Source organism: Streptomyces sp. NPDC088706, from assembly GCF_044752765.1.
In the GTDB taxonomy this organism is placed as follows: domain Bacteria; phylum Actinomycetota; class Actinomycetes; order Streptomycetales; family Streptomycetaceae; genus Streptomyces.
The window spans coordinates 226,445-246,897 of the sequence record NZ_JBIVLW010000005.1 but is presented as its reverse complement, the minus strand read 5'-3'; the positions used below and the strand labels follow the sequence as shown (position 1 = coordinate 246,897).

At 73.1% G+C, this 20,453-nt stretch carries 18 protein-coding genes; 10 read left to right on the top strand and 8 right to left on the bottom strand.

Annotated features, from left to right (window positions below; genetic code table 11):
* Positions 1–3 precede the first annotated feature (3 nt).
* From ACIQAK_RS16240 to hmgA, 3 genes are all read right to left on the bottom strand, one after another.
* Positions 4–1,272 carry a type ISP restriction/modification enzyme gene (locus ACIQAK_RS16240; protein ID WP_366389698.1) on the bottom strand — a complete coding sequence of 423 codons (1,269 nt, stop codon included), beginning with the start codon at positions 1,270–1,272 and terminating at the stop codon, positions 4–6.
* 94 nt (positions 1,273–1,366) lie between these two features.
* Complete coding sequence (locus ACIQAK_RS16235) at positions 1,367–2,200, bottom strand: GntR family transcriptional regulator (protein ID WP_401848173.1); 834 nt, start codon at positions 2,198–2,200, stop codon at positions 1,367–1,369.
* A 48-nt stretch (positions 2,201–2,248) separates the two neighbouring features.
* Entirely contained in the window at positions 2,249–3,568 is a 1,320-nt protein-coding gene (gene hmgA / locus ACIQAK_RS16230; protein WP_366389699.1) for a homogentisate 1,2-dioxygenase, read from the bottom strand.
* 335 nt (positions 3,569–3,903) lie between these two features.
* Between hmgA and ACIQAK_RS16225 the strand changes: the two genes are divergently transcribed.
* The 6 genes from ACIQAK_RS16225 to ACIQAK_RS16200 all read left to right on the top strand — a co-directional run bounded on the left by ACIQAK_RS16225 (position 3,904) and on the right by ACIQAK_RS16200 (position 12,491).
* Entirely contained in the window at positions 3,904–4,524 is a 621-nt protein-coding gene (locus tag ACIQAK_RS16225) for a TetR/AcrR family transcriptional regulator (RefSeq protein ID WP_366389700.1), read from the top strand.
* A gap of 156 nt (positions 4,525–4,680) precedes the next feature.
* The gene (locus tag ACIQAK_RS16220; protein ID WP_366389701.1) at positions 4,681–6,882 is read left to right on the top strand and encodes a molybdopterin-dependent oxidoreductase; all 2,202 of its coding nucleotides are present in this window, start codon (positions 4,681–4,683) and stop codon (positions 6,880–6,882) included.
* A 135-nt stretch (positions 6,883–7,017) separates the two neighbouring features.
* Entirely contained in the window at positions 7,018–8,439 is a 1,422-nt protein-coding gene (locus tag ACIQAK_RS16215; protein ID WP_366389702.1) for a citrate:proton symporter, read from the top strand.
* Positions 8,440–8,510: 71 nt separating this feature from the next.
* Positions 8,511–9,761 carry an MFS transporter gene (locus ACIQAK_RS16210; RefSeq protein WP_366389703.1) on the top strand — a complete coding sequence of 417 codons (1,251 nt, stop codon included), beginning with the start codon at positions 8,511–8,513 and terminating at the stop codon, positions 9,759–9,761.
* Between the two features lie 202 nt (positions 9,762–9,963).
* Positions 9,964–11,358 carry an aldehyde dehydrogenase family protein gene (locus ACIQAK_RS16205; protein WP_366389704.1) on the top strand — a complete coding sequence of 465 codons (1,395 nt, stop codon included), beginning with the start codon at positions 9,964–9,966 and terminating at the stop codon, positions 11,356–11,358.
* A gap of 53 nt (positions 11,359–11,411) precedes the next feature.
* Positions 11,412–12,491: a Zn-dependent alcohol dehydrogenase gene (locus ACIQAK_RS16200; RefSeq protein WP_366389705.1), complete on the top strand. Its 1,080-nt coding sequence runs from the start codon at positions 11,412–11,414 to the stop codon at positions 12,489–12,491.
* Positions 12,492–12,553: 62 nt separating this feature from the next.
* Here ACIQAK_RS16200 and ACIQAK_RS16195 read toward each other — a convergent pair whose 3' ends face one another.
* Positions 12,554–13,537, bottom strand: a complete 984-nt coding sequence (locus ACIQAK_RS16195; protein ID WP_366389706.1) for a DMT family transporter — start codon at positions 13,535–13,537, stop codon at positions 12,554–12,556.
* A gap of 1,133 nt (positions 13,538–14,670) precedes the next feature.
* A complete protein-coding gene (locus ACIQAK_RS16190; protein ID WP_366389707.1) occupies positions 14,671–15,348 on the bottom strand; it encodes a TetR/AcrR family transcriptional regulator C-terminal domain-containing protein in 678 nt (225 codons plus the stop codon).
* A gap of 78 nt (positions 15,349–15,426) precedes the next feature.
* Between ACIQAK_RS16190 and ACIQAK_RS16185 the strand changes: the two genes are divergently transcribed.
* From ACIQAK_RS16185 to ACIQAK_RS16175, 3 genes are all read left to right on the top strand, one after another.
* Positions 15,427–16,578: an acyl-CoA dehydrogenase family protein gene (locus ACIQAK_RS16185; protein ID WP_366389708.1), complete on the top strand. Its 1,152-nt coding sequence runs from the start codon at positions 15,427–15,429 to the stop codon at positions 16,576–16,578.
* 88 nt (positions 16,579–16,666) lie between these two features.
* Positions 16,667–16,957: a YiaA/YiaB family inner membrane protein gene (locus tag ACIQAK_RS16180; protein WP_015607581.1), complete on the top strand. Its 291-nt coding sequence runs from the start codon at positions 16,667–16,669 to the stop codon at positions 16,955–16,957.
* Positions 16,958–17,044: 87 nt separating this feature from the next.
* On the top strand, positions 17,045–17,674 hold the full coding sequence (locus ACIQAK_RS16175) for a TetR/AcrR family transcriptional regulator (protein WP_366389709.1): 630 nt from the start codon (positions 17,045–17,047) through the stop codon (positions 17,672–17,674).
* A 26-nt stretch (positions 17,675–17,700) separates the two neighbouring features.
* On the opposite strand, the gene ACIQAK_RS16170 is transcribed toward ACIQAK_RS16175, so the two are convergent.
* Positions 17,701–18,162: a MaoC family dehydratase gene (locus tag ACIQAK_RS16170; RefSeq protein WP_366389710.1), complete on the bottom strand. Its 462-nt coding sequence runs from the start codon at positions 18,160–18,162 to the stop codon at positions 17,701–17,703.
* 134 nt (positions 18,163–18,296) lie between these two features.
* Here ACIQAK_RS16170 and soxR point away from each other — a divergent pair, with 134 nt between their 5' ends.
* The gene (gene soxR, locus ACIQAK_RS16165; protein WP_366389711.1) at positions 18,297–18,785 is read left to right on the top strand and encodes a redox-sensitive transcriptional activator SoxR; all 489 of its coding nucleotides are present in this window, start codon (positions 18,297–18,299) and stop codon (positions 18,783–18,785) included.
* 106 nt (positions 18,786–18,891) lie between these two features.
* Here the strand turns inward: soxR and ACIQAK_RS16160 are convergent, their stop codons facing one another.
* Positions 18,892–19,653 (bottom strand): 3-keto-5-aminohexanoate cleavage protein, encoded by a 762-nt coding sequence (locus ACIQAK_RS16160; protein ID WP_366389712.1) that lies wholly within the window; start codon positions 19,651–19,653, stop codon positions 18,892–18,894.
* A 47-nt stretch (positions 19,654–19,700) separates the two neighbouring features.
* Entirely contained in the window at positions 19,701–20,324 is a 624-nt protein-coding gene (locus tag ACIQAK_RS16155; RefSeq protein ID WP_366389713.1) for a hypothetical protein, read from the bottom strand.
* Between the last annotated feature and the right edge of the window lie 129 nt (positions 20,325–20,453).

Sequence of the window (20,453 nt, the reverse complement as noted above, 5' to 3'; positions counted from 1 at the left end):
CCCTCACAGCAGCGCGAACTGCCCCTCCGGCCCCTCCTCCTGGTGGCCGAGGACCGAGGCGGGCCGCCGTACGGAGGCCGGGACCGGCAGCACCCCCGCCGCCCGCAGTTCCTCGCGGGTGATCAGGGACGCCCGCTCCAGCCGGGCCCCCAGTGCCTCCTGCCGGGGCCGCAGCCCGTCCAGGAGGGCCAGTACGGAGATGAGCTCCAGCAGCTCCGAGGTCCACTCCCGGGTCCACCCGCGCGCGCCGACCGCTTCGAGCCCGTCCGCGTCCGCGCCCTCGGGCACCGCGCCCACCGCTGCCGCCGCCCGGCGCCCGCACCAGAGCTCCAGCACCCGTACCCCGCTCACCGTGAACGCCCAGGCCCCCGCCGGCACCGGCGAGATCCGGCCGCCGCCGATGACCAAGGCCTCGGCCTCCGCGTCGTACCCGATCCCGCTCGGCCGGGCCGGGAGCGCCGCCCGCACATAGGGCCTGCGCCCGCCTGGCAGCCGGGGGCGTTCCCCGCCCCGGGCCCCGCGCAGCTGGACCCGCAGCAGCTCCCGGCCCAGCTCCACCCCGGCCGCCCACACCTCGGCGTCGGCGGGCAGCGGGACCCGGCAGCCGGACGGGGCGGGCCGGGCGGCGGCCAGGATCCAGGCCAGTACGGACTCGGGGTCGGCCGCCTCCGGTCCCAGCCGCGCACGCACCACGTCCAGCAGCCCCGGTGCCAGGTTGGGGTCGGTGGCGCCGGGCCGCCGGTACAGCGGCCTGATCCGGCCGGGCCGCCCGGCGGGGGAGTGCCCGTCGGGGAGCAGGTGGGTCACCGACAGGGCGGGCCCGGGAGCGGCCTGGGGCACGTAACCGTGTTCGACCGCGAACAGCTGCCGCTCGTCGCCGACCCGCCACAGCTCCGGGCGGGCCGCGTCGATCAGCCGGTGGTCCGGCAGCAGCCACTGCTCGTCGAACGGGCCGTGCAGGATCCGTACGGGGTCGGGGCAGCCGCCCGGTTCGCGGGCGAAGCGGCCGGTGCTGGTGGACCGACCGGGCAGCGCGGCGACCGGGGTCCGTGGCGTACGGGAGCGGCTCGGGCGGAACAGCCGGTCCTGCTCGGCACCCCCGGCGGCGGCCAGCTGCTCCCAGCGGGCCCGGAGCGCGGCGGGGTCGGGGCCGCTCACCCAGGAGCGGCCGGTTCTCAGCGGCCGCACCGACCACGGCATCAGCTCGTCCAGCGGTACGCACCCCGCGTCCTCGCCCGATCCGGCCGCCGCCGCCGTCCTGCGCGCTGCCACCGAGCCGTCCTCCCCAGTCCGCCGATCCCGTCCGGCCCTGCCCGCCGTGACCCGTTCGCATCGTAACGGCGGGGGCGTGCGCCCGGGGTGGGGGTCAGTGGGCCTCCACCGTCACGGAGAACGAGAACCGGTCGCCCCGGTAGCGGATGCGGGCCACATCCACGACGTGTCCCTCCTCGTCGTACGTCACGCCCGTGTAGTGCAGGATCGGGCTGAGCAGCGGGACCTGGAGGAGCTCGGCGGTGACCGGGTCGGCGAGCCGGGCCTCCACCGTGTCGGTGATCCGGGAGATCCTGACCCCGACGACATCGCGCAGCACCTTGGTCATCGGCCAGCGTTCGAGGTCGGACACGTCGATCCGGGCGGCGACGTCGGGGCGTACCGCGTTCTCCGCCCAGTTGGTCGGCTCGTCGCTCTCGCCGTCGCGGCGCAGCCGCCGGTAGCTGACCACCTCGCCGCAGTGCGGGAAGAACTCCGCGAGATCGCCCGGTACCGGCACCGTCCCGTGGCCGAGAACCGTCGTCGCCTCGCCGGACTGCTGGGCGACGATCGCGTCGACCGAGCCCAGCAGCCGGACCGGGGAGACCCGCCGGGCGCGCGGCTCGATGAACGTGCCGCGCCGCCGGTGCCTGCTGATCAGCCCCTCCGTCTCCAGCTCCTTGAGCGCCTGGCGCATCGTGAGCACGCTGACCCCGTAGTGCGCGGCGAGCTGCTCCTCGGTGGGCAGCCGGGGGGAGGCGTCCTGCGGGCGGCCGAGTATGGAGGCCCGCAGCGACTGGGAGACCTGGTACCAGAGGGGCAGCTTCCGGTTGAGGACGAGCGAGTCGGGGGCGAAGGCCTGCGGGTGCGGCCGGCCCACCGGGTTCACCCCGGCCCCCGTGTCCTCGCGCGTCCCCGCCCCGGTCGTCGTCTCATGGCTCTCTGTCACGTCGTCCCCGTCCCGTCCTCCGGGCTCCTCCGGCCGCCTGGCCCGTCTCTACGGCCGGAAGTTGCGGCTCAGACCCTGCCACACGTCGTCGTAGCCGCGCTGCAGGTGGTCGGCGCCGGCCGCCTGCGGGGTCGAGACGATGGGCCAGCGGGTCTCGAACATGAACGCCAGGCCGTCGTCGATCTTCTGCGGCTTCAGCTCCGCCGCGCTCGCCCGGTCGAAGGTCTCGCGGTCCGGTCCGTGGGCCGACATCATGTTGTGCAGCGAGCCGCCGCCGGGGACGAAGCCGCCGGCCTTCGCGTCGTAGGCGCCCTCGATCAGCCCCATGTACTCGCTCATCACGTTCCGGTGGAAGTACGGCGGCCGGAAGGTGTCCTCGCCGACCAGCCAGCGCGGGGCGAAGACGACGAAGTCGACCCCGGCCAGGCCGGGGGTGTCGGACGGTGAGGTCAGCACCGTGAAGATCGAGGGGTCGGGGTGGTCGTAGCTGATCGAGCCGATGACGTTGAACCGGCGCAGGTCGTAGACGTACGGGGTGTGGGTGCCGTACCAGGCGACGACGTCGAGCGGGGAGTGGTCGTACGTGGCGCTCCAGAGGTTCCCGCAGAACTTGTTGACCACCTCCACCGGCCGGTCGTCATCCTCGTACGCCGCGACGGGGGCCAGGAAGTCCCGGGCGTGCGCGAGCCCGTTGGCGCCGATCGGTCCGAGGTCCGGGAGCACGAACGGGCGGCCGTAGTTCTCGCAGACGTACCCGCGTGCGGTCTCCTCCAGCAGCTCCACCCTGAAGCGGACGCCGCGCGGGATCAGCGCGACCTGGCCCGGTTCGGCGCGCAGCAGTCCCAGTTCGGTGCGGAGCAGCAGGCCGCCGCGCTCCGGGACGATGAGCAGTTCACCGTCGGAGTCGCTGAACACCCGGTCGGTCATGGAGGAGTTGGCGTGATAGAGGTGCACCGCCATGCCGGTGCGCCGGGTGGCGTCACCGTTGCCGCCCAGGGTCCACAGCCCGCCGAGGAAGTCCGTGCCGGGCGCGGGGGCGGGGAGCGGGTTCCAGCGGAGCCGGTTGGGGTCCGGCACGCTCTCGGTGAAGGGCGCCGTGCGCAGGCCGCCGTTGTCGGTCCGGGTGAAGGCCGGGTGCGCGGCGGAGGGGCGGATGCGGTAGAGCCAGGAGCGGCGGTTGTCCGCGCGGGGCTCGGTGAAGGCGGAGCCGCTCAGCTGCTCCGCGTAGAGCCCGAGGGGGGCGCGCTGGGGTGAATTGCGACCGTGCGGCAGCGCCCCCGCAACCGCCTCCGAGCTGTGCTCGTTGCCGAAACCGGAGGAGTACGTCAGCGCCTCCGCCGTCTTCCTCGCCTGCTCGATGCCGCTCATCCCGCACTCCCGGTGCCCATGAAGCCCTTGGATCCGCCGGACAACGAATCCTATGGGACACCGTAGGAATAGGAGGCGGGCGCGTCAACGGCATGGATCGCGCCATTCGGGGGGTGTGCGGGCGCCCGGCCCGGGGTCCGGCGGGCGCCCGAGCACCCCGGGGGCCTGCCGGAGCGGCTCCAGGGAGCGCCCCGGGGGCCTGCCGGAGCGGCTCCAGGGAGCGCCCCGGGGGCCTGCCGGAGCGGCTTCAGGGAGCGCCCCGGGGGCCTGCCGGAGCGGCTTCAGGGAGCGCCCCGGGGGCCTGCCGGAGCGGCTCCAGGGAGGGTCACGGCATCATGGAGCCCGTGCCCCACCCGAACCCGAACCTCCGCCGCGCGCCCGTGCAGCAGCGCAGCGCCGACCGGCTCGCCCGGATACTCGACGCCTGCGCCGGACTGCTCGACGAGACCGGTTACGAGCAGCTCTCCACCCGTGACGTCGCCCTGCGCGCCGAGGTGCCCATCGGCTCCGTCTACCGCTTCTTCTCCAACAAGCGGGCCCTCGTCGACGCCCTCGCGCTGCGCAACCTCGACCTCTACGCCGAGCGCATCACCGCACGGCTCGACTCCCTGCCCGCCGACGACTGGCGCGGAGCCATCGACGTGGTGCTGGACGAGTACCTGGCGATGAAGCGGACCGTGCCCGGGTTCGCCCTGGTCGACTTCGGGCCGCCGCCGCCCGTCGAGGGCGCGGCGGACGACGCCAACCGGCGCCTCGCGGGCCGGCTCACCGAACTCCTCGCCGGACACCTCGGCCGCAGCCCCGGCCCGGAGCTGCCGCGGGCCATCCTGGTGAGCGTCGAGGCGGCGGACGCGCTCCTCCAGCTCGCCTTCCGTACGGACCCCGCGGGGGACCCGGCGATCGTCGCCGAGACCCGGACGCTGGTACGGGCGTACCTCGCGCAGATCCTGGACTGAGCGCGGCCGGCTGAAGGCGGCGGGGGCGGGCGGGTGCGGTGGTGATCGGCCTGCCCGCCGCCGAAGTGCCCGCCGCGGGCACCTCCCCACCGTGCGTACCGGTCGGTATGCTCGCCGTGCCGATCAGCGTCGCCACCGCCGCCCCGGGGAGGGCCCATGTCCCACGACTCCCGTACCGCACCGCGCATCTGCCCCCTCTGCGAAGCCACCTGCGGCCTCACCCTCACCATCGAGGGGACCACCGTCACCGGTGCGCGCGGCGACCGCGACGACATCTTCAGCCGGGGCTTCATCTGCCCCAAGGGGGCCTCCTTCGGGGGCCTGGACGCCGACCCGGACCGGTTGCGCGTCCCGCTCGTCCGGGGCGCGGACGGAGAGCTGCGGGAGGCGAGCTGGGACGAGGCGTACGACCGGATCGCCGCCCGGGTACCCGCCCTCGTCGAAGCCCACGGCCCGCAGGCCGTCGGTGTGGTGCTCGGCAACCCCAACGTCCACACCATGGCCGGTGCGCTCTACCCGCCGCTGCTGCTCGCCGCCCTGCGCACCCGGAACATCTTCACCGCGAGCACCCTGGACCAGATGCCCAAGCACGTCTCCAGCGGCCTGCTCTTCGGCGACGCGAACGCCATCCCCGTACCGGACCTCGACCGCACCGACCACCTTCTCCTGATCGGCGCCAACCCGCTGGAGTCCAACGGCAGCCTCTGCACCGCCCCCGACTTCCCCGGCCGGCTCAGGGCGCTGCGCCGGCGCGGTGGCACCCTCACCGTCATCGATCCGCGCCGCACCCGTACCGCCCGCCTCGCCGACCGGCACGTGGCGATCCGGCCGGGAGCCGACGCCCTGCTGCTCGCCGCGATGGCCCACGTCCTGCTCCAGGAGAAGCTCGCCGACCCCGGACCGCTCACCGGGCACCTGGAGGGCACGGACGAACTCGCCGCCGCCCTGGCCGACTTCACCCCGGGCGCGGTGGCCGCCGCCTGCGATGTGGACGCGGCCACCATCACCGCCCTCGCCCGGGAGCTGGCCGCCGCCCCCACCGCCGCCGTCTACGGGCGGATCGGCAGCTGCACCGTCGAGCACGGGACCCTCGCCAGCTGGCTCGTGGACGTCCTCAACATCCTCACCGGCAATCTCGACCGCCCCGGCGGCGCCCTCTTCCCGCTCTCCGCCACCGCGCGCGCCCCGCGCGAAGCCATCCCGGGTGAGGGCTTCGCGCCCGGCAAGGGATTCACCCTCGGCCGCTGGGCGAGCCGGGTCTCCGGCCACCCCGAGGCCAAGGGCGAGCTCCCCACCGCCGCCCTGGCCGAGGAGATCGAGACCCCGGGCGAGGGCCGCATCCGCGCCCTGGTCGTCCTCGCCGCCAACCCCGTCCTCTCGGCGCCCGACGGCGACCGGCTCGACGCGGCGCTGGCCGGCCGGCTCGACTTCATGGTCAGCGTCGACCCGTACCTGAACGAGACCTCCCGCCACGCCGACATCGTGCTGCCCCCGCCGCCGCCCTCGCAGAGCGCCCACTTCGACTTCGCGTTCAACTCCTTCGCCGTGCACAACCAGGTCCGCTACACCCCGGCCCCCGTACCGCTGGAGGAGGGGCGGATGGACGAGAGCGAGATCCACGCCCGGCTGATCCTCGCGGTCGGTGGGATGCACGGCGCCCCGCCCTCCGCCGTCGACGACCTGGCCATCTCCACCGCGATCACCAAGGCGGGAGCCCCGAAGGAGCTGGCCGACGAGCTCACCGGCCGCAGCGGACCCGAACGGCGCCTGGACCTGATGCTTCGGCTCGGCCCGTACGGTCTGACCCTCGAGCGGCTCCTCGCCCACCCGCACGGCATCGACCTCGGCCCGCTGAAGCCCCGCGTCCCGGAGATCCTGCGCACCCGCTCCGGCCGCATCGAACTGCTCCCCGCCCCGATCGCCGCCGATCTGCCCCGCCTGCGCCGGGCGCTGGGGGACCGGCCCGCGCCGCTCGTCCTCGTCGGCCGCCGCCATCTGCGCTCCAACAACAGCTGGATGCACAACGTCGGCCCGCTCACCGGCGGGTCCAACGTCTGCACCCTCCAGATCCACCCCGACGACGCGGCCCGGCTCGGACTCGCGGACGGGGTCACCGTCCGGATCGAGTCGGCGGGCGGCGGGATCGAGGCCCCCGCCGAGATCACCGACACCGTGCGCAGCGGGGTGGTGAGCCTCCCGCACGGCTGGGGCCACAGCCGTCCCGGCACCCGGATGGCGGTCGCCGCCGCCCACCCCGGGGCGAACGTGAACCAGCTGCTCGACGGCACCCTCCTGGACCCGCTGTCCGGCACCGCCGTGCTGAACGCGATTCCGGTGACGGTGACCCCGACCCCGTAACACCACCGCCCTGAGCTGGGGTTTTGCTCGTATTGCTCACGCGTCGACATCTTGTTAACGCTGCGAGGAGACCCCTAACGTCGTCCGGACCGCCGAGACCGGTGGGAGTTCAAGGATGAACGTTAGGTATCCCCCATGCTGACAATCCTCGGCTTCGCCATGATCGCGACCTTCCTGGTCCTGATCATGACGAAGAAGATGTCGCCGATCGCGGCGCTCGTACTGATCCCCGCACTCTTCTGCGTCGCCGTCGGGCAGGGGGCGAACCTCGGCGACTACGTCATCGACGGCGTCGGCAACCTGGCGCCGACCGCCGCCATGCTGATGTTCGCCATCGTCTACTTCGGCGTGATGATCGACGTCGGCCTCTTCGACCCGATCGTCCGGGGCATCCTGCGGTTCTGCAAGGCGGACCCGATGCGGATCGTCGTCGGTACGGCGGTGCTCGCCGCGATCGTCTCGCTGGACGGCGACGGCTCCACCACGTTCATGATCACCGTCTCGGCGATGTATCCGCTCTACAAACGGCTCAAGATGAGCCTGGTCGTGATGACCGGGGTGGCGGCGACGGCGAACGGTGTCATGAACACCCTACCCTGGGGCGGCCCCACCGCCCGCGCCGCGACCGCGCTCAAGCTGGACGCCTCCGAGATCTTCGTCCCCATGATCCCGGCGCTGGCCGTCGGACTGCTCGCCGTCTTCCTGCTGGCGTACGTGCTGGGCCGCCGCGAGCGCAGGCGCCTGGGCGTCCTCACGCTGGACGAGGCGCTGGTACGGGAGCCGGAGCGGGAGACCGTGCCGGCCGGCGCGGGAGGGGCGGGCGGGGACCGTCTCCGTAAGGGTTCCGGCGGCTCCGGAGCGGGTGCGGGAGGCTCCGACGCGGAACTCACGGCGGAGGAGGACGACGCGGAGGAGTTCAAGGGCCTCGATCCGAACCGGTCCACCCTGCGGCCCAAGCTGTACTGGTTCAACGCCGGTCTGACCCTCGCCCTGCTCACGGCGATGATCATGGAGCTGATGCCGATCCCGGTGCTCTTCCTCCTCGGCGCCGCCCTCGCGCTCACCGTCAACTTCCCCCACATGCCCGACCAGCGGGCCCGGATCGCCGCCCACGCCGACAACGTGCTCAACGTCTCCGGCATGGTCTTCGCCGCCGCCGTCTTCACCGGTGTCCTCACCGGCACCGGGATGGTCGAGCACATGGCCGACTGGGTCGTCGGCGCCGTCCCCGACGCGATGGGCCCGCACATGGCCATCGTCACCGGCCTGCTCAGCCTGCCCCTCACGTACTTCATGTCCAACGACGGCTTCTACTTCGGCGTCGTCCCCGTCCTCGCCGAAGCCGGCGCGGCCCACGGCGTCTCCCCGCTGGAGATCGCCCGCGCGTCCCTGGCCGGCCAGGCCCTGCACATGTCGTCGCCGCTGGTCCCCGCCGTCTACGTCCTGGTCGGCATGGCCAAGGTCGAGTTCGGGGACCACACCCGGTTCACCGTCAAGTGGGCCGTGCTCACCTCCCTCGTGGTGCTCGGGGCGGGCATCCTCTTCGGGACCATCTGATGGGCGCCCGCTGATGTCACCCGCACCGATGGGCATCCTCTGATGTCACCCGCACCGATGGGCATCCTCTGATGTCACCCGCACCGCGACCCGGGCCCGGCAGGGGCTGGCTGCCGCGCCTCGTCATCGCCTTCGCCTTCGCGCAGGGGGCGGTGTCGATGGCGCGGCCCGCCGTCTCCTACCGGGCTCTCGCGCTGGGCGCGGACGAGAGCGCCGTCGGTGTCATCGCCGGGGTCTACGCCCTGCTGCCGCTGTTCGCCGCCGTCCCGCTCGGCCGCCGCACCGACCACGGCCGGTGCGCGCCGCTGCTGCCGCTCGGCGTGGTGCTGATCTCCGGCGGCTGTGCGCTCAGCGGCGTCGTCGCTTCCCTGCCCGCGATGGCCGCCTGGAGCGGGGTGATGGGCCTCGGCCACCTGTGCTTCGTGATCGGCGCCCAGTCGATCGTGGCGCGGCAGTCCGCCCCGGCCGAACAGGACCGCGACTTCGGCCACTTCACCATCGGCGCCTCGCTCGGCCAGCTGATCGGCCCCATCGCGGCGGGTGCGCTGATCTCCGGGGAGAGCGGCGCCCCGGGCCGTACGAGCACCCTCGCGCTCCTCGTCTCGGCGGGGGGCTGCGCCCTCGCGCTCACCTGGTTGTGGCGCATCGAGCACCGGCGTACGCCCGGCTCCGGCCGTGCCATCGAGAAGCCTGCCGCCAAGGTCCCGGTCACCACGATCCTCGGCGCGCGGGGCGTCCCGGCCGGGATCTTCATCAGCATGGCGGTCCTGTCCGCCACGGACATCCTCACCGCCTACCTGCCGGTCGTCGGCGAGCACCGGGGGATCGCCCCCGCCACCGTCGGACTGCTGCTCAGCCTGCGGGCCGCCGCGACCATCGCCCGTCGGCTGGCGATGACCCCGATGCTGCGGCTCCTCGGCCGGACGGCCCTGCTCGCCACCAGCTGCCTGCTGGCCGGCCTGCTCTGTGCGGGCCTGGCCCTCCCGGTCCCCGTCCCGGTGCTCGGCGTCATGCTGGCCGCCCTCGGATTCTGCCTCGGCGTCGGCCAGCCGCTGTCGATGACCACGGTGGTCCAGGCCGCCCCCGCCCGGGCCCGGTCCACCACGCTGGCCCTGCGCCTCACCGGCAACCGGCTGGGCCGGGCGGCCGCCCCCGCGGCGGCGGGCCTGATCGCGGGTACGGCGGCGGGGGCGGCGGCCCCGTTCGCGCTGCTCGGCGTCCTGCTGCTGGCCGCGGCGGGCCTGGGCCTGCGCGGCGGCGGGGCGGCCCGGGCCGCCGTACGTCCGGAGCCGGCCCCTGCCCCCACCCGACTCCGCCGCTGAGACCCCCTCCTGGGATCGGGGGCGCACGCCTCCCGGCGTGACCGGCGTCTCCGGGAGCTCCCTGGCGCCGGAAAACTAACGGCGCTAGTTTGGGCGGGTGCGAGCGGTGCCCCGCGCCCGCCGCACGGCTTCGGCGCTCCGCGTCTCGTACGGCGGCTGTCGGCGGAGCACGTCAGCACTGCCCGTCCGGGAGGAAACAGCCATGAAGGCCCATGACCAGATGTACATCGGTGGCGCGTGGCGGCCCGCCGTCGGCCAGGACACGATCGCGGTCGTGAACCCGGCCGACGAGCAGCTCATCGCGCACGTACCGGCAGGCACGGCCGAGGACGTCGACGCCGCGGTCCGGGCCGCGCGCGCCGCGTTCCCCGGCTGGGCCGCCACCCCGCCCGCCGAGCGCGCCGCCCGGCTCTCCGCCCTGAGCGACGCGCTGGCGGCGCGCAAGGACGAGCTGGCCGAGACGATCACGGCCGAGCTCGGCTCGCCGCTGCCGCTCTCGCAGATGGTCCACGCCGCCGTGCCGGTCCTGGTCGCCGCCTCGTACGCCGAACTGGCCGCCTCGTACGCCTTCGAGCAGAAGATCGGCAACTCCACCGTCCTGCTGGAACCGGTCGGGGTCGTCGGCGCGATCACCCCCTGGAACTACCCGCTCCACCAGATCGTCGCCAAGGTCGCCCCCGCGCTCGCCGCCGGCTGCACGGTCGTCCTCAAGCCGGCCGAGGACACCCCGCTCACCGCCCAGCTCTTCGCCGAGGCCACCGAGGCCGCCGGGCTGCCCGCCGGGGTCTTCAACCTCGTCACCGGCCTCGGCCCGGTCGCCGGTCAGGCGCTCGCCGAGCACGAGGACGTCGACCTGGTCTCGTTCACCGGGTCGACCGCCGTGGGCAAGCAGATCGGCGCCACCGCCGGAGCCGCGGTCAAGCGCGTCGCGCTCGAACTCGGCGGCAAGTCCGCCAACGTGATCCTGCCCGGCGCCGATCTCGCCAAGGCGGTCAACGTGGGCATCGCCAACGTGATGACCAACTCCGGCCAGACGTGCAGCGCCTGGACCCGGATGCTGGTCGACGCCGAGCGGTACGACGAGGCCGTGGAGCTCGCGGCCCACGCCGTGCTGAAGTACGCGCCCGGGGAGCGGGTAGGCCCGCTCGTCAACGCCAAGCAGCAGGCCCGGGTGAGCGGTTACATCCGCACGGGTATGGCGGAGGGCGCCCGGCTGATCGCGGGCGGCCCCGACGCGCCCCTGGAGACCGGCTACTACGTCAGCCCCACCGTCTTCGCCGACGTCACCCCGGACATGACCATCGCCCAGGAGGAGATCTTCGGCCCGGTGGTCTCGATCCTCCGGTACGAGGACGTGGACGACGCCCTCCGGATCGCCAACGACACCGTGTACGGGCTCGCGGGCGCCGTATGGGCCGCCGACGACGAGGAGGCCGTGGCCTTCGCCCGCCGGATGGACACCGGACAGGTCGACATCAACGGCGGGAGGTTCAACCCGCTGGCCCCCTTCGGCGGCTACAAGCAGTCGGGTGTGGGGCGCGAGCTGGGGCCGCACGGCCTGGCGGAGTACCTCCAGACCAAGTCGCTCCAGTTCTGACCCTCTTATGCCTCTCCTCAGTCAGCCCTCCGAAGAACCCTGGGAGCCCGTTCGTGGTCCGCGCCGCCGTACTGCCCGCCGTCGGAGCTCCGCTGGAGATCACCGACATCGTCCTGCCGGAGCCCGGCCCCGGCCAGGTCCGCGTCTCGCTCGCCGCCGCCGGGGTCTGCCACTCCGACCTGTCCCTCACGAACGGCACCATGCGTGTCCCGGTCCCCGCCGTCCTCGGCCACGAGGGCGCAGGAACGGTCCTGGCGGTCGGCGAGGGCGTGAGCCATGTCGCCCCCGGCGACGGCGTGGTCCTCAACTGGGCGCCCTCCTGCGGCGCCTGCTTCCACTGCGGAATCGGCGAGGTCTGGCTCTGCGCCGACGCCCTCAAGGGGACCGCCGGTATCCACGCCCGTACGGCGGACGGAACCGACCTCCACCCCGGCCTCAACGTGGCGGCCTTCGCGGAGGAGACCGTCGTCGCCGCCAACTGCGTGCTTCCGGCCCCCGACGGCATCCCGCTCACCGACGCCGCCCTCCTCGGCTGCGCGGTCCTGACCGGCTACGGGGCGATCCATCACAGCGCCCGGGTCCGCGACGGCGAGAGCGTCGTGGTGTTCGGGATCGGCGGCGTCGGCCTCGCCGTGCTCCAGGCGGCCCGGATCGCGGGCGCCTCCCGGATCATCGCGGTCGACGTCTCCCCGGCCAAGGAGGGGCTGGCCCGGCAGGCCGGGGCGACCGACTACGTCATCGCCTCCGCCACCACCCCGCGCGAGATCCGCAAGCTCACCGGCGGCCAGGGCACGGACGTCGCCGTGGAGTGCGTCGGCCGGCCCGCGACCATCCGGGCCGCCTGGGAGTCCACCCGGCGCGGCGGCCGTACGACGGTCGTCGGGATCGGCGGCAAGGACCAGGAAGTCACCTTCAACGCCCTGGAGATCTTCCACTGGGGCCGGTCCCTGACGGGCTGCGTCTACGGCAACAGCGACCCGGCCCGCGACCTGCCCGCCCTTGCCGACCTCATCCGCGCGGGCCGCTTCGACCTGTCGATGATGGTCACCGAACGCATCTCCCTGGACTCCATTCCCGCCGCCTTCGACAACATGATCGCGGGCAAGGGGGGCCGCTCCCTGGTGGTCTTCTAGACGCTCGTCCCGGTGGCCCGGCGACGTGGACGTCATCGGGCCACCGGGCCACCGCGACGACGTCACGCTCGCCGCGCCCCCCGCTGCTCCGCGTCCGCGTCCGGGCGGTCTCCCACCACCGGCGGGGCCGGAGTCGCCGGAGCGGGCCGCCGGCGGCTCCGGGAGACCGCCACCCCGGCCAGGCAGAGCAGCCCGCCGAGAACCCCGAGCAGGGTCGGCACCTCGTCCAGCAGCACCCACGCCATCAGCACCACGATCGCCGGGACCGCGTACGTGGTGGCGCCCATCCGGCCCGCCGTGGTCCGGGCCAGCGCGTAGCCCCAGGTGGTGAAGGCCAGCGCGGTCGGGAAGACGCCCAGGTAGACCATGTTCAGTGTGGCGGACATCGGCGCGTCGCCCACCTCCGAGATCAGCACCCCGGTGAACGGCAGGCAGGCGACGGCGCCGATCAGGCAGCCGAAGGTGTTGATCTGGAGCGAGGAGCCGTACGCGAGCGCCGGCTTCTGGCTCACCACGCCCAGCGCGTACACCACCGCGGCCAGCAGGCAGAGCGCCACACCCAGTACGGACGAGCTGCCGTGCCCGGACATCGCCAGGCCGACCACGACCGCGCCCGAGAAGGAGATGCCCATCCCCAGCAGCAGCCGGCGCGGCAGCCCCTCGCCGAGCATCCGGGTGCCCATCAGCGCCATCAGGATCGGCCCGATGTTGACCAGCATCGCCGCGGTCCCGGCGTCGACCTCCTGCTCGCCCCAGTTCAGCGCCACCATGTAGAGCCCGAACCACAGCACCCCCGACGTGATGATCCCGCGCCAGGCCCCGCGCCCGGGCAGCCCCTCCCGGCGTACGAGGAGGATCGTCCCGAGCACCAGCACGCCCGACAGCAGCCGCCCGAGGGCCAGCGCGCCGGGGGAGTAGGCCTCGCCCGCACTGCGGATGGAGACGAAGGCGGAGGCCCACAGGACCACGGTGGTGCAGGCGGCGGCGGTGGCGCGCCAGGATCGGGCCGGTGCGGAGGTGGTTGGGGGTGTCGAGGTCGTCGTCATGGCCACGACCGTAAGGCCGAAACGTTTCGGCCCCCACCGAATTGCGGGAGACCGTCAATCGGCGCGGCACCCCCCGCTTCAGGTTTGCGCCCTGTGGCCGCGCGTCAGCCGGCGGAACTATCGGAACATGTCTCGCCAGCGGCCATATCCGAGTGACCTGTCCGATGCCCGACGGGGACTGCTCGAGCCCCCGTGCTGGACGCCCGGAGCGTCCAGACGTCCGCCAGCGTTCCGGCCGCCGGCCAGGGCATCTACAGCCACACGTGCGACTGCCTTCTCGGTCCGCACGCGACAGGATCCTCACACGCAGGATCAGTCGAATCGAGCGTCCCGAGTTACCCCACACCCCTGCTGGGACGAAACGCTCTTTCAGCTTGTTCTTCATCCTTCGGCCGTGCCGCAGGGCGAGGTTGGAAGGTTCCAGACGGCGTCTGACCGGTTGACGATCTTTCGAAGTTCGCGGGCGCTTCGTGGTGACAGAGCCTGCATCACGGTGTCGAGGAGGGCTCGGGCCTCAAGAGGGTTACCGCAGCAGTACCAGTGCACGTTGCCCCACTCGTAGTCGTGCCACAGATCCCGCTCGGGCTGGTGGACGTAGTCCCTCCACAAACCCACAGCCGTGCTGACTTCGCCTGGCCGCAGGTAGTTGCGGGTGTGCTCAAGACGGATGATCTCGGAGAGGGCACGTGAGGACAGGCCGTCGATGACGGGCCTTGCACCTGTGGTCCGGTGGCTGCCGGGGACGCCGGCACGGATGTGTCCTGGCCGTCTACGCGGCATGGACCTTTCGGTTCGTCGTCATGCGGTACATGCTGCCACGGTCTCGAACGGCTTCTCGAACCGATTCGCTCACCTGGGGGTTCGTACGGAGGCCTGAACTACGGCCGGATCGACGTCGGCCGCCTGCGGACGGTGTCGGCCGGCCTGGCGCTGCCGCGTTTCGACGGCGGGTGCCTGGTCCGGGCATTCGACGTGTCGCCAATGGCTGCGCTCGGACGCGCCGTACTGGGCAGAGCGCCTGTTCTGCCAGCGCCGCGGGCCGGTGGCAGGCCGGGGACCCGCATGTCGTGATCGTCAGCGACGGGGGCTACGTGCGGACGGGCACGGTGAACGGCTCATGGGTCCAGAGCGCGTCAAGGATGGTTCGGCGGGCGCCGAACCGCTTCAGCCGGCCGCGCGTACTCCTCGTACTGGAGCGCGAGACCGTCCAGCAGCGCCCGCAGTCCGGTCTCGAAGGCCCCCTCGTCGACCTGGCGGCGGTGGTCGGCCAGCAGGTGGGCCTGGCCGAGGTGCGGGTAGTCGGCGGGGTCGTACGCGCTCTCGTCGTCGACGAACCCCCCGGCGAAGGATCCCAGTGCCGAGCCGGTGATGAAGTAGCGCATCAGCGCCCCGATCCGGGTGGCCTGCGAGGGCGGCCACCCCGCGCCCACCATCGCCCCGAACACCGCGTCGGCGACCCGCAGTCCCGCCGGGCGGCGCCCCGGACCCCGGGCCAGGACCGGGACGACGCGCGGGTGGGCGGCGAGGGCGGCCCGGTAGGAGAGCGCCCAGTCGTGCAGCGCCTCGCGCCAGTCCCGGGGGTCGGACTCCTCGAACATCGACAGATCGACCTGTACGGAGACGGCGTCGGCGACCGCGTCGAGGATCTCGTCCTTGTTGCGGAAGTGGTTGTAGAGCGAGGGCCCGCTGACGCCCAGGACGGCCGCCAGCCGGCGTGTGGAGACGGCGTCGAGCCCTTCGGCGTCCACGAGCGCGCTCGCCGCCTCGACGATGCGGTCTCTGCTCAGGAGGGGCTTGCGCGGTCGGGCCATGCGGCTCATAGTAGGCGCTGCGAACCAGAAACTAGCAGTGCTAATTAATGTGGTGTGCGAGAGGTGGGGTGGGGCGCGATGAACCTGGAGCTCAGTCAGGAGCAGGAGGCCGTCCGGCGGCTGGCCGAGGAGTTCGTGTCCCGTGAGGTCACGCCGCACGTCGTCGCATGGGACCGGGCCGAGAATGTCGACAGGTCGATCGTGAAGAAGCTCGGCGCGCTCGGCTTCCTCGGTCTCACCGTCCCCGAGGAGTACGGCGGCTCCGGCGGCGACCACCTCGCCTACTGCCTGGTCACCGAGGAGCTCGGCCGAGGCGACTCCTCCGTGCGCGGGATCGTCTCCGTCTCGCTCGGCCTGGTCGCCAAGACCGTCGCGTCCTGGGGGAGCGAGGAGCAGAAGGGGCAGTGGCTGCCGCGACTCACCTCGGGCGAGGCGATCGGCTGCTTCGGCCTCACCGAGCCCGGCACCGGCTCGGACGCCGGGAACCTCGCCACCAGGGCCGTACGCGACGGCGGTGACTACGTCATCAACGGCACCAAGATGTTCATCACCAACGGCACCTGGGCCGATGTGGTGCTGCTCTTCGCCCGCACGACCGACGCCCCCGGCCACCGGGGTGTCTCCGCCTTCCTCGTCCCCGCCGACACCCCCGGCCTGACCCGCCGCACCGTCCACGGCAAGCTCGGCCTGCGCGGCCAGGCCACCGCCGAACTCGTCCTCCAGGACGTCCGGGTGCCCGCCGCCACCCTGCTGGGACCCGAGGGCAAGGGTTTCTCCATAGCCATGTCCGCCCTCGCCAAGGGCAGGATGTCGGTCGCGGCGGGCTGCGTGGGCATCGCACAGGCCGCCCTGGACGCGGCCGTACGGTACGCCGGTGAGCGCGAGCAGTTCGGCAAGGTCATCGCCCGCCACCAGCTCGTCCAGGAGCTGCTGAGCGACATCTCCGTGGACGTCGAGGCGGCCCGGCTGCTCACCTGGCGGGTCGCCGACCTCGTCGACCGGGGCCAGGAGTTCGCCACCGCCGCCTCCCAGGCCAAGCTGTACGCCTCCGAGGCCGCCGTCCGCTGCGCCAACAACGCCATCCAGGTCTTCGGCGGCTACGGCTACATCGACGAGTACCCGGTCGGCAAGCTGCTCCGGGACGCCCGCGTGATGACGCTCTACGAGGGCACCAGCCAGATCCAGAAGCTGATCATCGGCCGCGCGCTGACGGGCGTCTCGGCGTTCTGACCGGGGGCCGGGCTCGTACGCGTGTCTGAGTACGCGCCTGAGTACGGGCACGGATGTGGCGCACGCCACGTCGGCGGATGCTCGCCCCATGAGTGACACGACATCGGTCAAGCAGCAGAGCACCGCCGCCTTCTACGGCCAGGCCGTCGCCTCCTTCCTGGTGGCGATGGGCGCGGTGGCCCTCGGCATCTTCTTCCTCGACGCCGACGCCTGGGTGCGCGGCTTCCTCGCCATCGGCGTGCTCTACCTCGTCACGTCCTGCTTCACGCTGGCCAAGGTGATCAGGGACCGGCAGGAGGCCGGGCAGATCGTCAGCCGGGTCGACCAGGCCCGGCTGGAGAAGATCCTGGCCGAGCACGACCCCTTCCAGAAGCTCTGACCCGGCACCGTCGACGGACATCCCCTAAGCGCTTGCTCAGGTTCGGGGTATGGTGTTCGTCCTGTTGACGGAGAGGGGCTCTGGGTGATGAGTACGGCGGAGGAGACGAGCGGCGACGACGCTCCCTGGGGCGAGGTCACCCCCGAGGCGGCCAGGCGGCTCCTCGTCGCCGCGGTCGACGCCTTCGCCGAGCGCGGGTACCACGCGACCACCACCCGTGACATCGCCGGCCGGGCCGGGATGAGTCCGGCCGCGCTCTACATCCACTACAAGACGAAGGAAGAGCTGCTCCACCGGATCAGCAAGATCGGTCACGACCGGGCGCTGTACGTCCTGCGGACCGAGGCCGACCGGGACGGCACGGCCGCCGAGCGGCTCGCCGGAGCCGTACGGTCCTTCGTCCGCTGGCACGCGGAGCGCCACACCACCGCGCGGGTCGTCCAGTACGAGCTCGACGCCCTCGCCCCCGAGCACCGCACCGAGATCGTCGAGCTGCGCCGCGAGAGCGACGCGGTGGTGCGCCGGATCATCAGCGAGGGCGTGCGGGCCGGGGATTTCGACGTCCCCGACGTCCCCGGCACCACCCTGGCCGTGCTGTCCCTCTGCATCGACGTGGCCCGCTGGTTCAACGCCCAGGGCAGCCGCACGCCCGACGAGGTCGGTGCGCTCTACGCCGACCTCGTCCTGCGGATGGTGGGGGTCGCGGCCCGGCCGTAGCCGTGGCGCGGCAGGGGGGACGCGGGTCAGAAGTAGTAGCGCGACACCGACTCGGCGACGCAGGCCGGCTTCTCGCCGCCCTCGCGCTCGACCGTGACGACCGCGGTGACCTGCACGCCGCCCCCGGCCTCCACCACGTTCGTGAGCACCGCGGTGGCCCGCAGCCGTGAGCCGACCGGGACGGTGGAGGGGAAGCGGACCTTGTCGGTCCCGTAGTTGATGCCCATCTTCATGCCCTCGACCCGCATCACCTGCGGCACCAGCGCGGGCAGCAGCGAGAGTGTCAGATAGCCGTGGGCGATGGTCGTCCCGAAGGGCCCGGCCGCCGCGCGCTCCGGGTCCACATGGATCCACTGGTGATCGCCGGTCGCCTCGGCGAACAGGTCGATCCGCTTCTGGTCGACCTCCAGCCAGTCGCTGTGCCCCAGCTGCTCGCCCACTCCCTCGCGCAGCTCCTGTGCGGACGTGAAGGTCTTCGGCTCTGCCATGTTCCGGGTCCCTGCCTTCCGGCTCTCCGCGCCGATCCCGGCGCGATGTCCAAGCGCTTGCTCAGCATCGTTGGGCGGTGCGTTCCTGTCAACGAGGCGGCGGGGCCGTGGAGGGGAGCAGTAGGGTCTGCGGAGTGCCACAGATCCCACAGACACTCCACGAACTTTCGGTCGGCCAGCTCTCGGCGCGCAGCGGCGCCGCGGTCTCCGCTCTGCACTTCTACGAGTCCAAGGGCCTGATCGCCAGTCGGCGTACCAGCGGCAACCAGCGCCGCTACTCGCGCGACGCCCTACGCCGTGTCGCTTTCGTGCGGGCGGCCCAGCGCGTCGGCATCCCACTGGCCACGATCCGGGACGCACTCGCCGCACTGCCCGAGGAGCGTACGCCGAACCGGGACGACTGGGCCCGCCTCTCCGAGACCTGGCGCCAGGAACTGGACGAGCGCATCAGGCAGTTGCACCGGCTGCGGGACCATCTCACCGACTGCATCGGCTGTGGCTGTCTGTCGCTGGAGAACTGTGTGCTGTCCAACCCCGACGACATCTCCGGCGAACGCTTCACCGGTTCACGACTGATGCCCGAGCGCAGGCAGGACCCCGCAGCGGTGGAGGAGAGCGCCTGACACACGGAACCGGCTGACAGCGGCGTCCTGCGCGGCAGGGGCCGCACGGGCTCCTGCGGCACGGGGCCTGACGGCCTACGGTGAGTGCCGCCGCGGGCCTGACGGCTCACGGCGAGCGCCACCCGGACGGGGAGGCCACCTGGCCGTCCCCGGTCGCCGTCCGACGCAACCGCACCGCCGCGGCGACCAGCTCCGCGTTCGAGCGCGCGGGGCGCCCGTCCGGCAGCGACGTCGCGTCCTCCGCGCCGATCCGGGTAGCCAGGCCGAGCCGGAAGGCCAGCGCAACCACCGGCCACGCTCCGCCGTCCTCACCGTGCAGCAGCACCGGGCGGCCGTGCGCGGTGCCCACCTCGGCGAGGAGCAGCCGGGCCGAACCGGTCGCCGTCGCCGGGTCCGTGTCGGTGACCTCGGCCAACACCCGCAGGACGCGGGAGGCCACGGGGGAGCGGCGGAAGCGGCGGTGCCCCTCGGTGCCGGACCAGAGCCCGGCCTCCACGCCCACACCCCGCTCCAGCAGGGCGGCGGCCAGCTCCTCGGCGCCCGGCTCGTGCCAGTTGACCGAGGCGTGGTCGGGCAGCACCGTCCACTCCCGGATGCGCTCCACCCGGCGTGCCGGATCGGGCTCCGCCCAGGCGCCCGTCGTCACCCCGACCGGGACGCGCACCACCGCCCGTATCGCCGTCAGCGTCGCGGCCACCACCCGGGGCGAGAGCGTGTCCTGCCCGCAGGGGGTCCGCGGATGCACATGGATGTCGGTGGCACCGGCGGCGACGGCCTCGGCCGCCGACCGGGCCAGCGCTTCGGGGGACAGGGGCACGGCCGCCGAAGCGTCCGCACCACGCCGGCCGTTCAGGCAGACCTGGATCATGTCCCCGATGGTGACATCCGCCACTGACAACGGGCTCGGAGACGTCCCTACGCCGCTGCCGCCGCGGCGAGCCTCCGGTGCCGGACCAGCCGGGCCCTGGCCAGTGTGCGGTCCGTCAGCACCGGTCGCGGCACCACGATGCCGCATCCCGTGCACACCGGACCCGACCACGGCTCGTGCCCGCGCTCCCGCTCCTGCCGCCACTCGATCCCGGTGTCCGCGCAGACCGGGCAGGTGGAACCGGGGCCGGAGCCGAGCGCCGCGATGAGCCGACGCAGCACCTCGGCGAGCGGCTCGCTGGGATGGACCTCCGGGTCGGCGCAGCGCGCCACCCCGTGGCCGCCCCACGTCCGGCGGTGCCAGTCGTCGAACGCGCCGGGCCGCCGCAGGCCCTCGTGCTTCTCGCGGCGCCGCCGCTCGGCGAACCCCGCCTCGTAGGCGAGCCAGATCGCCCGGGCCTCCTCCAGCTCCTCCAGGGCGCCCAGCAGGCGCGCCGGATCAGGGGCCCGGTCCTCGGGATCGATCCCGTGCCGGGCGCACAGATGGTCCCAGGTCGCCCGGTGCCCGTAGGGGGCGAACCTCTCCAGGCACTTGCGCAGCGAGTACCGCCGCAGGGCCAGATCGCCCAGCGGATCACGGACCTGTCTGGCAAGACTCCGGAAACCGGCCATGTCACTGCCACCTCCGTCGTTCGTCCTTCGGCGTCAAGGAGTGGACGTACGCCTGCCCGTTTCGGCTCCATCGAAAGATGGAAATCGCCCATTGGCCGAGACTCCCCATGTCGGGCGGGCGCCCCGAGC

What these genes read in the sequence shown, in the direction of transcription:
- hmgA (WP_366389699.1), bottom strand. Translation starts at nt 3,568, where the DNA reads ATGAGCGGCATCGAGCAGGCGAGGAAGACGGCGGAGGCGCTGACGTAC.
- ACIQAK_RS16225 (WP_366389700.1), top strand. Translation starts at nt 3,904, where the DNA reads ATGGAGCCCGTGCCCCACCCGAACCCGAACCTCCGCCGCGCGCCCGTG.
- ACIQAK_RS16220 (WP_366389701.1), top strand. Translation starts at nt 4,681, where the DNA reads ATGTCCCACGACTCCCGTACCGCACCGCGCATCTGCCCCCTCTGCGAA.
- ACIQAK_RS16215 (WP_366389702.1), top strand. Translation starts at nt 7,018, where the DNA reads ATGCTGACAATCCTCGGCTTCGCCATGATCGCGACCTTCCTGGTCCTG.
- ACIQAK_RS16210 (WP_366389703.1), top strand. Translation starts at nt 8,511, where the DNA reads ATGTCACCCGCACCGCGACCCGGGCCCGGCAGGGGCTGGCTGCCGCGC.
- ACIQAK_RS16205 (WP_366389704.1), top strand. Translation starts at nt 9,964, where the DNA reads ATGAAGGCCCATGACCAGATGTACATCGGTGGCGCGTGGCGGCCCGCC.
- ACIQAK_RS16195 (WP_366389706.1), bottom strand. Translation starts at nt 13,537, where the DNA reads ATGACGACGACCTCGACACCCCCAACCACCTCCGCACCGGCCCGATCC.
- ACIQAK_RS16190 (WP_366389707.1), bottom strand. Translation starts at nt 15,348, where the DNA reads ATGGCCCGACCGCGCAAGCCCCTCCTGAGCAGAGACCGCATCGTCGAG.
- ACIQAK_RS16185 (WP_366389708.1), top strand. Translation starts at nt 15,427, where the DNA reads ATGAACCTGGAGCTCAGTCAGGAGCAGGAGGCCGTCCGGCGGCTGGCC.
- ACIQAK_RS16180 (WP_015607581.1), top strand. Translation starts at nt 16,667, where the DNA reads ATGAGTGACACGACATCGGTCAAGCAGCAGAGCACCGCCGCCTTCTAC.
- ACIQAK_RS16175 (WP_366389709.1), top strand. Translation starts at nt 17,045, where the DNA reads ATGAGTACGGCGGAGGAGACGAGCGGCGACGACGCTCCCTGGGGCGAG.
- ACIQAK_RS16170 (WP_366389710.1), bottom strand. Translation starts at nt 18,162, where the DNA reads ATGGCAGAGCCGAAGACCTTCACGTCCGCACAGGAGCTGCGCGAGGGA.
- ACIQAK_RS16160 (WP_366389712.1), bottom strand. Translation starts at nt 19,653, where the DNA reads ATGATCCAGGTCTGCCTGAACGGCCGGCGTGGTGCGGACGCTTCGGCG.
- ACIQAK_RS16155 (WP_366389713.1), bottom strand. Translation starts at nt 20,324, where the DNA reads ATGGCCGGTTTCCGGAGTCTTGCCAGACAGGTCCGTGATCCGCTGGGC.